This window comes from Acidocella sp. MX-AZ03 (genome assembly GCF_027626035.1).
Taxonomy (GTDB): Bacteria; Pseudomonadota; Alphaproteobacteria; order Acetobacterales; family Acetobacteraceae; genus Acidocella; species Acidocella facilis.
The window spans coordinates 2,830,069-2,842,624 of the sequence record NZ_CP110774.1 but is presented as its reverse complement, the minus strand read 5'-3'; the positions used below and the strand labels follow the sequence as shown (position 1 = coordinate 2,842,624).

The window sequence follows — 12,556 nt, the reverse complement described above, 5'->3', positions numbered from 1 at the left end:
CCGCCTATACCCGGTCCGCTTGGTTAAAGTTTTTCCACAACTGGAGAGGGCGGTCATGCCGTTAATCGATCCGAGTGTCGTCGATCTATCGCGTTTGCAATTCGCGTTGACGGCGCTCTACCACTTCCTGTTCGTGCCGTTGACTCTCGGCATGACCTTCCTGCTCGCCGCGATGGAGACGGTCTACGTCATCACCGGCAAACAGATCTACAAGGACATGACCCAGTTCTGGGGCAAGCTCTTTGCGATCAATTTCGCCATCGGTGTCGCCACCGGCCTGACGATGGAATTCGAGTTCGGCACCAACTGGTCGATGTACTCGCATTTCGTCGGCGACGTGTTCGGCACCCCGCTGGCGATCGAGGGGCTGATGGCCTTCTTCATGGAATCCACCTTCATCGGCTTGATGTTCTTCGGCTGGGACCGGCTCTCCCGCCCGGGGCATCTCGCCGTCACCTATCTGACGGCGCTGGGCTCCAACCTCTCGGCGCTGTGGATCCTGGTCGCCAACGGCTTCATGCAGAACCCGCAAGGGGCGAGCTTCAACCCGGATACGATGCGCATGGAGTTCAACTCCTTCCTGAAGCTGGTGTTCAGCGAGGATGCGCAGGCGAAATTCGTGCACACCTCGATCGCCGGGTTCGTCACCGGGGCGCTGTTCGTGATGGGCATTTCCGCCTTCTACATTCTGCGCAAGCAGCATCGTGAGCTGGCGGCGCGCTCCTTCCGCATGGCGGCCCTGTTTGGCATCATCTCCTCGCTGGCGGTGGTGACGCTGGGCGATGCGCTGGGCCGGCTGGATTATCTGGTGCAGCCGACCAAGATCGCCGCGATCGAGGGGCTGTGGCAGGATAGTGCCGCCAATGGTTCGGCGGCCTCCGCGCCCTGGCTGCTGTTTGCCCTGCCCGACCAGGCGAAGCAGACCAACTATGCCGAAATCGGCGTGCCTTATGTGCTGGACCCGCTGATCGCGCATTCCTTCAGCACCAACATCCCCGGCCTGATCTCGCTGGAACAGCAGGCCGGCCCGCGGATTCAGAAAGGCATCGTGGCGCTGAACGCGCTGCAGGCCTATGGCAAGGACCATGACGCCGCCGCCCTCGCCACCTTCAAGGCGAATGAGAGCGACATGGGCTATGGCTTCCTGGCGCAGCGCTATGCGCCGAACCAGGATCTGAACCTGATCACCCCGGCCAATCAGGGCGCCATCATCGCCCAGGCGGAGAAGGACACCATCCCCAACGTGCCCGTCACCTTCTGGTCCTTCCGGATCATGATGGCGCTGGGCTTCTTCTTCGTCGGGCTGTTCGCCTTCGCGGCCTTCTACAGCCTGAAGAACCAGCTGGAGCGGCATCCGCTGCTGCTGAAGCTGTGCGTCTGGTCGATCCCGCTGCCGATCCTGGCCTGCGAGTTCGGCTGGATCACCGCCGAGGCCGGGCGCCAGCCCTGGTCGGTCTATGGCTATCTGCCGACCTTCCAGGCGGCCTCCAGCCATGGGCTCGGCTATATGGTGTTCTCGCTCATCGGCTTCGCGCTGCTCTACAGCGCCTTCATCGCCGCCGAGCTTTACCTGATGTTCAAGTTCGCCCGCCTGGGTCCGCAGCCGCACCATGCCGCCGCGCCCGAGGCTACGCCGGCGCCGATGTTCGCCACCCCGGCCGAGTAAAGGAGCGTTTATCATGGAACTCTATGTTGTTCTGAAAGTGATCTGGGCGGTGCTGCTGGGGGTGCTGCTCTCCGGCCTGGCCGTAATGGTCGGCATGGATATGGGTGTCGGCAGCCTGCTGCGCTTTGTCGGCCGCAATGATGCGGAGCGCCGGGTGGCGCTCAACATCATCGGCCCGCATTGGGATGGCAACCAGGTCTGGTTCATCCTGGGCGGCGGCGCCATCTTCGCCGCCTTCCCCACCTTGTATGCCACCTCCTTCTCGGTGTTCTACGTGGTGATGATCCTGCTGCTGTTCAGCATGATCATGCGCCCGGTGGCCTTCGAGTATCGCTCCAAGGTGGATGCCGGCAAATGGCGCGGCACCTGGGACTGGGCGTTCCTGATCTCCGGCGCGGTGCCGATGATCGTCTACGGCGCGGCCTTCGGCAATGTGATGCAGGGTGTTGGCTATCATTATGGTTGGGACGGGCAGTATTATCAGGATGAGAGCTTCATCTGGTATCTGCTCAACCCGTTCGCGCTGATGTGCGGCGTGATGTCGCTGGCTTTGTCCATCCAGCAGGGCGGCACCATGCTGATGCTGCGCGGCGAGCAGCCGATCTATGGCCGCGCCCGCAAGGCGGCCATCGGCGGCGGGCTGGTCGGCGGCATCCTGTTCCTGGCCGGCGGGCTGTGGCTCGGCCATCTCACCGGCTTTGCCTATACCAGCGCGGTTGACCCGAATGCCGCCGCCACCCCGCTCACCGGCCCCAGCGTGGCGCCTGTGGTCGGCGCCTGGATGCATAACTACGCATCCTACCCGCTGCTCTGGGTGCTGCCGGCGCTGGGTCTCGTCGGCATGTTCGGCGCGGCGCTGTTGAACCTGGCGGGCAAGCCGGTGCTGGCCTGGTGGCTGGGGGCAATCGGCTGGATCGGCGCGATCTTCACGACGGGGGCGAGCATGTTCCCCTTCCTGATGCCCTCGACCACCAACCCGAGCCAGAGCCTGACCGTGTGGAACGCCTCCGGCAGCGAATATAATCTCGGCTGGATGCTGTTCTTCGCGCTGGTCTTCACGCCGATCATCATCTGCTACACCTCCTGGTGCTTCTACGTGATGCGCGGAAAAGTAAAGGCTTCCGCGGTGGCGCATGACGAGCACAGCTATTAAGTAGAAAGGGCAACGAAATGGGTAAATTATTCACCTTCGTGGGCCTCGGCGTGGTGCTTGCTCTGGCATTGCTGCTCGCCGTGGTGGCTGGGGATTACGGTCCCTGGTATTTCGCCTGGATTGTCGGCACGGTGATGATCGTGCTGATCGCGGGCTGCGGTGCCGTCATGTACGACGCCCAGCACGAAAATGGGAAAGGAGAGATCTGATGCCGGTCGAGCTGGAAAGCCTGATTGTCTTTATCCCCTTCCTGTATCTGGGGCTTCTGGGGATCGCCTATCTGTACACCCGGAGGAAGTTCCCCTAACCCCTTGGGATGCTTCCGGGCTAAGGCCGCGCCGGCGTTCTCCACCGCCGGCGCGGTTGTTTTTTGGGGGCATCCCGATCAGCCGGCGGCGTGGCGTGCCATATCCACCGCCAGGCGGGTGAAACATAGAGCGTATTCCGTTCACGTTGGTGCACGGAACACGCTCTAGTTTTTTGTTTGAGCGAGCAACTTTATCCGATCAAACGAGTCCGTTTGATCGGATGTTGCTCTAGCTTCCATAGTGCCGGCATAGGGCTGGACAGCGGCGCGCAAACGCCATCCAATCCCGAAAGCCGCAAAAGGGAGCATCATGGCGAGGACGGAACAGACAGGCAAACGCATCGGCCGCAATGTGCTGCTGGTCTGCGACCGGCTGCATGAGGCCTCATCCCCTGGCCGGGCCGCCCGCGCGCTGCAGGAGGATCTGACCGCGCATGAGCTGAGCCCGGTCATCGCCCTCTCCACCGCCGCGGCGCATGAGGCGATCGAGGCGGACCCGCATCTGCAGGCGCTGCTGCTGGACTGGGATCTGCACCAGGACCCGAGCCACACCCAGGCGCGCGAGGTGCTGGATGCGCTACGCGCCCGCAACGCCAAGCTGCCGGTGTTTCTGCTGGCGACGCGCGAGGCCGCCCCCACGTCCCGGCCGAGGTGATGCGCGAGGCGGATGGTTTCATCTGGCTGCTGGAGGATTCGATGGAATTCGTCAGCACCCGGATCCTGGAAGCGGTGCGCCGCTACCGGCTGGCATTGCTGCCGCCAATGTTCGGGGCGCTGGCGAAATTCGCCGACGAGGCGGAATATTCCTGGCACACACCCGGCCATACTGGCGGCTCCGCCTTTCTGCGCTCCCCCGCCGGGCGGATGTTCCATGATTATTTCGGCGAGAAGCTGCTGCGGGCGGATCTTTCGATCTCGGTGGCGGCGCTGGGCTCGCTGCTCGACCATACCGGGCCGATCGGCGATGCCGAGCGCTACGCCGCCTATGTGTTCGGGGCGCAGCGCTCCTATTTCGTCACCAACGGCACCTCCACCGCCAACCGGGTGGTGTTCACCGCCTCGGTGGCGCGCGGCGAAACCGTGCTGGCGGATCGCAACGCGCATAAATCCATCGAGCATGGGCTAGCACTCACCGGGGCAAGGCCGGCCTATCTGCTGCCCTACCGCAACCATCTGGGCATGATCGGGCCGATCCCGCCGGCGTCGCTGACCAGGGAGGCGATCGCGCATAACCTCGCCAGCTCGCGCCTGACCGCCGGCCAGGACGCGCGGCCGGCCTTGGCCATCGTCACCAACTCCACCTATGACGGGCTGTGCTACAATGCCGCACGGGTTGAGGAATTGCTCAGCCCCTCGGTGGACCGGATTTTGTTCGACGAAGCCTGGTTCGGCCATGCCCGTTTCAACCCGCTTTACGAAAACCACTACGCCATGCGCGGCGACCCGGCGGGGCGCGACCCCGCCGGCCCCACCATCTTCGCCACCCAATCCACCCATAAGCTGCTGGCGGCCCTCTCCCAGGCCTCGATGGTGCATCTGCGCGAGGGGCGGGTGCCGATCGAGGCGGTGCGGTTCAATGAATCGCTGATGATGCACGCCTCCACCTCGCCCAACTACGCCATCATCGCCTCCACCGATATCAGCTCGGCGATGATGGATGGTGCCGGCGGGCAGCTGCTGACCTCGGAAGCGATCGCCGAGGCGGTCGCCTTCCGGCAGACCGTGGCGCGGCTGCAGGCGGGTTTTCTGGAAAAAGGCGACTGGTTCTTCGGCGTCTGGCAGCCGGATTTCGTGCGCGACGGGGCGCTGCGCATCCCCTTCGCCGATGCGCCGCCGCAGCTTCTCGCCAGCAGCCAGGCCTGCTGGGCGCTGGAGCCGGGGGCGGACTGGCACGGCTTTGCCGGGCTGGAGCCAGGCTATTGCCTGCTCGACCCGATCAAGGTGACGCTGACCACGCCGGGCATGGGGCGGGACGGCAAGCTGGAGGCGCAAGGCATCCCCGCCCCGCTGCTGGCACATTATCTCGCGGAACACGGCATCACCCCGGAAAAGACCGCGCATTTCTCCATCCTGTTCCTGTTCTCCATCGGCGTGACCAAGGGCAAATGGGGCTCGCTGGTGAGCGCGCTCTTGGATTTCAAACGCGATTACGACGCCAACACCCCGCTCACCCGCGCCCTGCCCGCCCTCTGCGCCGCGCACCCGGCCGCCTATGGCGCGCTGGGGCTGAAAGAGCTGGGCCAGGCGATGTTCAAGGCGATGGGCGAGACCGGCTATCCGGAAAAACTGCAGGAAGCCTATAACGCGCTGCCGCTGCCGGAGATGATCCCGGCGGAAGCGCATGACCGGCTGATCCGCGGCGAAGGCGGCATGGCGGGGCTGGCCGCTTTGGCCGGGGGGTCGCCGCCACCGCCATCGTACCCTACCCGCCGGGCATTCCTCTGCTGATGCCGGGCGAGACTTTCGGCACGCTGGATGGGCCGGTGCTGCGCTATCTGGCGGCGGTGGAGCGCTTCGACCGGCAATTTCCCGGCTTCGGGCACGATACGCACGGGGTGGAACCGGCGGAGGGCGGGTATCGGGCGCTGCGCTATTAGGGCATTATGGGTTTAGCTTGACGCGCCAGCGTCACGATAAACCCATCAAATTGCGCGCCAAAACATAAATGGAGCGCGTGTCACGGCAGGTTCACGTAACCCGGCTTGTCTGCCCGGGGCACGGGGCCCAAGCCAGTCCCGGCCCCAGGGCCGGACAGGACATGAATGATTTGGTTTCCGCCCGATCGATTGTGATAAGGTGAGAGGCATAAATCAAAACCCGGGAGGCCTTTTTTTGTCGACAGAATTCAGCAGCCCATCATCCGCCGGCGCGCTGCCGCTCGGGCTTTTGCGGGCCTATCAGGCGGCGTGCACCCGCCGGGCCGCGTTTCAGGCCGGCTCCACCTTCGGGCTCTATCTGCTCTGTATCGCCGCCATGTATGCCAGCCTGCATGTCTCGCTCTGGCTGACATTGGCTTTATCCCTGCCCGCCAGCGGCTTGATCGTGCGGCTGTTCATGTTCCAGCATGATTGCGGGCATGGCTCGTTTTTCGGCTCCAAGCGCCTCAACATCGCCTTCGGATCGCTGTGCAGCCTGGTCACCTTCACGCCGTTTTCCTATTGGCGCCGGCTGCATGCGCGGCATCACCAGAGCTGGAACAATCTGGATGGGCGCGGCATCCCGGCGGATTTCTTCTCGGATTGCGCGACGCTGGCGGAATATCAGGCGATGTCCGGCTGGGGCAAACGCCTCTACCAGCTGAGCCACCACCCGCTGCTGATCCATGTGCTGCTGCCGCCGGTGATTTTCCTGCTGCTCTACCGCCTGCCCTTCGACACCCCCCGCGCCCAGCGCCGGGAGCGGCGCAGCGTCTATCTGCTCGATCTGGGGCTCGTGCTGCTTTATGGCGGGCTGATTATGGCGTTTGGCCTCAAGGCGGTGCTGCTGGTGCATCTGCCCGCCATCATCCTGGCGGCGATCATCGGCATCTGGCTGTTCTCGGTGCAGCATCGCTTCGAGGAGTCACAATGGGCCCGCCAGGCCGATTGGTGCCCGACGCAAGCGGCACTGCATGGCGCCTCATATCTGAAGCTGCCGGCCTGGCTGCAATGGTTTTCGGGGAATATCGGGCTGCATCACATTCACCATCTGCGCCCCGGCATTCCGAATTACCGGCTGCAGGATTGCCATGATGGCTGCCCGGACGTGACGCGGGACGTGACCATCCTGACGCTGCGCGACGCCCTGCGCGCCCCAGCTTCACGCTATGGGATGAGGCCGGCAACCGCATGGTGCCATTCCCGGCCTGACGCGCGCGATATTGCGCATCAAGACAAAAAAAGCCTCAAGCTGAAAGCTTGAGGCTCTGAAATAGCCGGAAAGCGAGCTTGCCGGCTATTCGGCTTACGCCGCTTCCAGGTTGTCAGCAGCGGTCTTGCCGCTGCGGCGATCCTGCACCTGCTCGAATTTGACCTTCTGGCCTTCATTCAGGCTGCGCATGCCAGCGCGCTCCACAGCGGAGATGTGCACGAACACATCCGGGCCGCCGGTCTCCGGGCTGATGAAGCCGTAGCCCTTGGTTTCGTTGAAAAATTTAACAGTGCCGATCGCCATAAGAAATTCCTAATTCATTCTTGGCTTGTCTCTGGCAGGGAACATACTCTGCCACGAAAGCCACCCGCTCCCCCACGGCCCTGTTACATTGTCAATGTTCCAGGGCATGCGGCAAGACCGGTTTGATACGACTAGGGCCTATTGGGGAAAAGCGCAAATCCGGGCTGCAATGGCGTCTATGCGCGGCTTGGTTGGAGGGGTCAGAACGGGTTATGGATCTTGGCCAGGCTGGCCTGGATATCCGGCGGCAGGGCGGCAGGGTCGTCCGTGCCGATCCACTCCATTTGCACGCGCTTGCCATCCGTCTCGTAAAATCCGACCCATAGTTTTGCCGCCCCCGGGTCGATGACCAGAACCGCACTTTCGCTGCCGCAATCATGGGGCATACAGAATTGTGCCATTAAATCCCCGCCGATTTTCGAAACCGGCGGCGACACGGCCATCGCCACAAGCTGTGCGCGCTGCGCCGGGCTCAGCAAAACGGCCAGCTCTTCGCGCACGACCCCTGATTTCATCAGCCCCGCCGCCGGGTAAGTGCGGGCAAATTTAGCGAGGCCGGACCAGTGAGCCGGTGCGGCGAAGGCTGGGCTGGCGAGGAGAAAAGGCAAAAACAGGATTGTGAAACGATTCATGCTTGATTACGTCCGAAACAATATGAGATTTGTAAATTATTGTTTTTAATTTCTCTAATTTGCTATTTCAAAAACCCATCACGCTGCAAAGGGAGAGTAATGATTTTCGGCGCAGAACATGTTCGAGAAGCGTTTCGTCATATTGATGAAAACGGAATCCCTGACGGTTTTCGACAATCGACGAAATGGGATGTTATTAATCCTGAAAATGGTCGCCGTTACCCGCCAAAAGCCGTTCTGCACTTAGCATCTCGATGTGCTGGCGATCCTACGCCAAATCAAGGTGGAGGTTGGCCAACAAATGATCCGTTACAAAAACGGGGATTTCAGATTCTTCTCAAGGAGCATCTTGAAACAGATTTATCAAACTCGTCGAATTTAATTCAAGACATCAACGATATCGCTGAATCAAACCAATTACCGACAACTAAAACTGCACTTATAAATGCGCGCTTAGGTCAAGGTACCTTCCGCTCCGCGTTGCTCGAAATTTGGCATGGAAAATGCGCGGTTACTGGATGTGGCGTTACGGAAGCGTTGCGGGCATCGCACATTAAAAGCTGGAGCCTATCTAATGATAAGGAGAGGCTCGACCCTAGTAACGGCATCTTGCTTACCGCCTCAATCGATGCGCTTTTTGACAAACACATTATAACTTTCAGCACTGAGGGGAAAATTTGGGCGCGGTCTGATCTATCTGCCGATACGCTTGCGAAACTCGGACTATATGGGGGTAACTCAATTACTCGTTTGGACAAAACGCAAGCTTACCTTGATAGTCATCGACAGAAATTTCTTGAAAAATATAGGGAGTGGCGTGAGTTACCTTAGGGTTTCTACTCCTTATGCTCCACCCGGTCCGTCAGCGCCAAAACCAGGGACAGCAGCCCGAAGGCCAGCACGATCACCAACTGCCAGAACAAATTCCGGTCGCTCTCATTGCCGACATCCAGAAAACTGCGCAGCAGATGCACGGCACCGATCACCGTCATCGAAGCCAGAAGTTTCAGCTTCAGCCCGGAGAAATCGATCTTCGACATCCATTCCGGCCGTGGGTCGCTCTCATCAAACGCTACCTTGCGCACGAAATTCTCGTAGCCGGAGAGGATCACCAGCACGACGAGATTGGCGGTGAGTGAGAGGTCGATCAGCGAGAGGCTGAAGATCAGCAGCTGGTTTTCGGTGATACTGGCGATGGTCGGCAGCGCATGCGCCAGCTCGCCGATGAAATACACCACGATGATGCCGAGCAGCACCAGCATCGCCAGATAGACCGGCACGATCAGCCAGCGCCCGCCGAACAATATGGCTTCGATGATGCGCGTGGGGGACATGCTGGCTCCTGGAACAAAAAAGGGGCGCTCCCGTCGCCGGGGCGCCCCTTTATCCTAGCCTGCCCGGCTTACACGTTGAAGCGGAACAGCATCACGTCGCCATCCTTGACGACATATTCCTTGCCCTCGACCCGCAGCTTGCCGGTATCCCGCGCCCCGGCCTCGCCCTTGTTGGCGACGTAATCGTCATAGGCGATGGTCTCGGCGGCGATGAAGCCGCGCTCGAAATCGCCATGGATCACCCCGGCCGCACCCGGCGCCTTGGTGCCCTTGATGATCGTCCAGGCCCGGGTTTCCTTCGGCCCGACGGTGAAATAGGTGATCAGCCCGAGCAGCTGGTAGCCGGCGCGGATGATGCGGTCCAGCCCGCTATCCTCCAGCCCCAGATCCGCCAGGAAGCCGGCCCGGTCCTCATCCGGCAGCTGGCTCACCTCGGCCTCGATCGCGGCCGAGATGATCACATGCGCCGCCCCCTGCGCCTTGGCCATCTCCGCCACCCGGGCGGATTGGGCATTGCCGGTGGCGGCCGCGGCTTCCTCGACATTGCACACATACAGAACCGGCTTGGAGGTGAGCAGGTTGAGCCGCTTCACCGCCTCCTCCTCGCCCTTGGGGATGGCCGTGCGGACCGGCTTGCCCTCTTCCAGCAGCTTGATCAGCGGCTCGATCAGCTCCAGCTCGGCGGCGGCCGCCTTGTCGTTGCTCTTGGCCTTTTTCTGCAGCAGCGGCACGCGCTTGGTCAGGCTCTCAAGGTCCGCCAGCATCAGCTCGGTTTCCACCGTCTCGGCGTCGCGCACCGGGTCAATCGAGCCTTCGACATGGGTGATGTCGTCATCCTCGAAGCAGCGCAGCACATGCACGATGGCATCCACCTCGCGGATATTCGCCAGGAACTGGTTGCCCAGCCCCTCGCCCTTGGAGGCGCCGCGCACCAGCCCGGCAATATCCACGAATTCCAGGCTGGTCGGCACCTGCTTCTGGCTCTTGCCGATCTCGGCAAGGGCGCCCATCCGCTTATCCGGCACCGCCACCCGGCCGACATTCGGCTCGATGGTGCAGAACGGATAATTCGCCGCCTGGGCGGCCACCGTCGCGGTCAGCGCATTGAACAGCGTGGACTTGCCGACATTCGGCAGGCCCACGATCCCGCAATTGAAACCCATTATTTCTGCACTCCGTTGACCAGCGCCAGGCGCGTCATGAAATCCTCTGGCTTGCCCTCGGCCAGCAACGCGGCATGATCCGCCACGCCGTCCAGCACCGGGCCGAGCCAGGCTTGATCCTGTTTTGAAAAATCCCCGAGCACATGGCCGGTCACCCGGGCTTTATCGCCAGGATGGCCGATGCCCAGACGCACCCGCCAGTAATCCGGGGTGGAGAGATGCTTATCCATGCTGCGCAGCCCGTTATGGCCGGCATTGCCGCCGCCTTTCTTCACCCGGATTTTCCCAGGCTCCAGATCCAGCTCGTCATGGAAGGCCGTGATGTCCGCGGCGGCGATCTTGTAGAAGGAGGATGCCTCCTGCACCGCCTCGCCGGACAGGTTCATGTAGGTCATCGGCTTCAGCAGCAAAATCTTCTGCGTGCCGATGCGCCCCTCGGCGGTCATGCCCTTGAAACGGGCGCGCCAGGGGGAGAAGCCATAGCGGGAGGCAATCGCGTCCACCGCCATGAAGCCGATATTATGGCGTTGCCGCGCCATGCCCGGTTCCGGGTTTCCTAGACCAACCCAAAGCAGCATGGCGCGGTAACTTTACGTCTTACTTCTTGCCGCCCTTCTTGGCGCCGCCCTTGGCAGCGGCGGCAGCGGCGGCGGCAGCGGCCTCGGCAGCCAGCTGCTCGGCGCTCACCAGCGGCGGGGCGATGGTGGCGATGACGAAGTCGCGGCCGGTGATCACCGGCTTGCAGTTCTCAGCGCCCTGCAGATCGTGCCAACGCACATTGTCGTTGATGTCCAGCTTGCCGAGATCGATCTCGAACTTCTCGGGATGTGGTCGGCGTCCACCACCACTTCCACCTTGTGGCGCACAACGTTCAGCACGCCGCCGCGCTTCAGGCCCGGCGAGGTCGCTTCGTTGAGGAAGTGCACGGCCACGGCCACCTTCACCGGCTCACCGGCGACGAGGCGCTGGAAATCCACATGCTCGGGCTGGTCGGTGACCGGGTGGAAGGAGACATCACGCATCAGCGCGCGGGTCTTGGTCCCGGCCACGTCGATCTCGTACAGGCGCGAGCGCCAGCCGCCACGCTTCAGCTCCTTCATCACGGTGCGCGGGTCGAGCGCGATCAGGCTCGGCTCCTGGCGGGCACCATAAATCACGGCGGGCACCTTGCCCTCACGCCTCGTCGCCCGCGCCACCCCTTGCCGGCACGCGAACGAGCAGAGGCTTCAATCAGTTCAAAATCAGCCATTTTCAGCTCCATAAAACAACAAAAGCCGGCCTCCAGGGGTGCCGGCGGGCGGGGTTTATCGGGTTTTTCCAGGATTTTCAACATTTGCGCGCCGGTGCTACGCTGTCATGCATGAAAATCGCGCTGTATCAGGGCCCCGGATGCGTCAACGACCTCGAAGCCGGCTTCGCGCATCTGCGCGCGCAGGCGGCCTCGGCCAAGGCGCAGGGGGCAGATTTGCTCATCCTGCCGGAAATGTATCTCTCCGGCTATAATATCGGCCCGCAGGCGGCGCTGGCGCTGGCCATCCCGCAATCCGGCCTGGCCCCGGCGCAGGCGGCGGCGGCGGATCTGAACATCGCGCTGGTCTTCGGCTATCCGGAGCTGGTGGCGGGCCAGGTGGCGAATGCCGCCGTGCTGATCGGCCCGGATGGGCGGATTTTGCTGAATTACCGCAAGACGCATCTGTTCGGCGATCTCGACCGGGACATGTTCAAGCAGCGCGGCCAGGATTTCCCGGTGGCCGAGCTGGGCGGGCTGAAACTCGGGCTGCTGATCTGCTACGATATCGAATTCCCCGAACCGGCGCGCACTCTGGCCCTGGCCGGGGTGGATCTGCTGCTGGTCCCCACCGCGCAGATGGAGCCTTACGAGCAGGTGGCGCGGCATGTGATCCCGGCGCGGGCTTATGAGAACCAGGTCTATCTGGCTTATGCCAACCATTCGGGTGAGGAGAACGGGCTGGGCTATATCGGGCTCTCCTCCATCTGCGGGCCGAACGGGGCGGTGCTGGCGATGGCGGGGACGGGTGAGGAGATGATTTTCGCCGAGATCGACCCGGCGCATCATCAGGCGGTGCGGCAGGCGGACCCGTTCTTCACCGACCGCCGGCCGGGGCTGTACGGGCCGATCGCGGGCTGA

At 62.4% G+C, this 12,556-nt stretch carries 14 protein-coding genes and 1 pseudogene; 9 read left to right on the top strand and 6 right to left on the bottom strand.

The features are described 5' to 3' along the window. The first annotated feature begins 55 nt into the window (after window positions 1-55). The 7 genes from GT370_RS15740 to GT370_RS15710 all read left to right on the top strand — a co-directional run bounded on the left by GT370_RS15740 (window position 56) and on the right by GT370_RS15710 (window position 7,026). Window positions 56-1,666 (top strand): cytochrome ubiquinol oxidase subunit I, encoded by a 1,611-nt coding sequence (locus tag GT370_RS15740; protein ID WP_008494805.1) that lies wholly within the window; start codon window positions 56-58, stop codon window positions 1,664-1,666. Window positions 1,667-1,679: 13 nt separating this feature from the next. Next, window positions 1,680-2,819, top strand: coding sequence for a cytochrome d ubiquinol oxidase subunit II (gene cydB / locus GT370_RS15735; RefSeq protein ID WP_008494804.1), 1,140 nt, complete (start codon window positions 1,680-1,682; stop codon window positions 2,817-2,819). Window positions 2,820-2,836: 17 nt separating this feature from the next. Then, window positions 2,837-3,028, top strand: a complete 192-nt coding sequence (locus GT370_RS15730) for a hypothetical protein (RefSeq protein ID WP_008494803.1) — start codon at window positions 2,837-2,839, stop codon at window positions 3,026-3,028. A 408-nt stretch (window positions 3,029-3,436) separates the two neighbouring features. Further along, the gene (locus GT370_RS15725) at window positions 3,437-3,781 is read left to right on the top strand and encodes an Orn/Lys/Arg decarboxylase N-terminal domain-containing protein (RefSeq protein WP_270183353.1); all 345 of its coding nucleotides are present in this window, start codon (window positions 3,437-3,439) and stop codon (window positions 3,779-3,781) included. Beyond that, window positions 3,781-5,574, top strand: a complete 1,794-nt coding sequence (locus GT370_RS15720; protein WP_270183352.1) for an arginine decarboxylase — start codon at window positions 3,781-3,783, stop codon at window positions 5,572-5,574. The genes GT370_RS15725 and GT370_RS15720 overlap by 1 nt, the downstream gene beginning before the upstream one ends. After that, the gene (locus tag GT370_RS15715) at window positions 5,574-5,723 is read left to right on the top strand and encodes a hypothetical protein (protein WP_270183351.1); all 150 of its coding nucleotides are present in this window, start codon (window positions 5,574-5,576) and stop codon (window positions 5,721-5,723) included. Before GT370_RS15720 ends, GT370_RS15715 begins: the two co-directional genes overlap by 1 nt. Window positions 5,724-5,958: 235 nt before the next feature. Next, window positions 5,959-7,026: a fatty acid desaturase gene (locus tag GT370_RS15710; protein ID WP_270183350.1), complete on the top strand. Its 1,068-nt coding sequence runs from the start codon at window positions 5,959-5,961 to the stop codon at window positions 7,024-7,026. A 42-nt stretch (window positions 7,027-7,068) separates the two neighbouring features. Here the strand turns inward: GT370_RS15710 and GT370_RS15705 are convergent, their stop codons facing one another. Continuing rightward, the gene (locus tag GT370_RS15705) at window positions 7,069-7,278 is read right to left on the bottom strand and encodes a cold-shock protein (RefSeq protein WP_008494800.1); all 210 of its coding nucleotides are present in this window, start codon (window positions 7,276-7,278) and stop codon (window positions 7,069-7,071) included. 200 nt (window positions 7,279-7,478) lie between these two features. Further along, entirely contained in the window at window positions 7,479-7,910 is a 432-nt protein-coding gene (locus GT370_RS15700) for a hypothetical protein (RefSeq protein ID WP_008494797.1), read from the bottom strand. A gap of 99 nt (window positions 7,911-8,009) precedes the next feature. On the opposite strand from GT370_RS15700, the gene GT370_RS15695 reads away from it, so the two are divergent. After that, complete coding sequence (locus tag GT370_RS15695) at window positions 8,010-8,741, top strand: HNH endonuclease (protein WP_008494796.1); 732 nt, start codon at window positions 8,010-8,012, stop codon at window positions 8,739-8,741. Between the two features lie 5 nt (window positions 8,742-8,746). On the opposite strand, the gene GT370_RS15690 is transcribed toward GT370_RS15695, so the two are convergent. The 4 genes and pseudogenes from GT370_RS15690 to GT370_RS15675 form a co-directional block, all read right to left on the bottom strand. Continuing rightward, window positions 8,747-9,244 carry a TIGR00645 family protein gene (locus GT370_RS15690; protein ID WP_008494795.1) on the bottom strand — a complete coding sequence of 166 codons (498 nt, stop codon included), beginning with the start codon at window positions 9,242-9,244 and terminating at the stop codon, window positions 8,747-8,749. Window positions 9,245-9,312: 68 nt separating this feature from the next. Next, complete coding sequence (gene ychF, locus GT370_RS15685; protein ID WP_008494794.1) at window positions 9,313-10,407, bottom strand: redox-regulated ATPase YchF; 1,095 nt, start codon at window positions 10,405-10,407, stop codon at window positions 9,313-9,315. Beyond that, window positions 10,407-10,985: an aminoacyl-tRNA hydrolase gene (pth, locus tag GT370_RS15680; RefSeq protein WP_039885365.1), complete on the bottom strand. Its 579-nt coding sequence runs from the start codon at window positions 10,983-10,985 to the stop codon at window positions 10,407-10,409. The genes ychF and pth overlap by 1 nt, the downstream gene beginning before the upstream one ends. A 19-nt stretch (window positions 10,986-11,004) precedes the next feature. Then, window positions 11,005-11,656, bottom strand: a pseudogene (locus tag GT370_RS15675) (50S ribosomal protein L25/general stress protein Ctc). 111 nt (window positions 11,657-11,767) lie between these two features. Here GT370_RS15675 and GT370_RS15670 point away from each other — a divergent pair. Continuing rightward, window positions 11,768-12,556 (top strand): carbon-nitrogen hydrolase family protein, encoded by a 789-nt coding sequence (locus tag GT370_RS15670; protein ID WP_008494791.1) that lies wholly within the window; start codon window positions 11,768-11,770, stop codon window positions 12,554-12,556.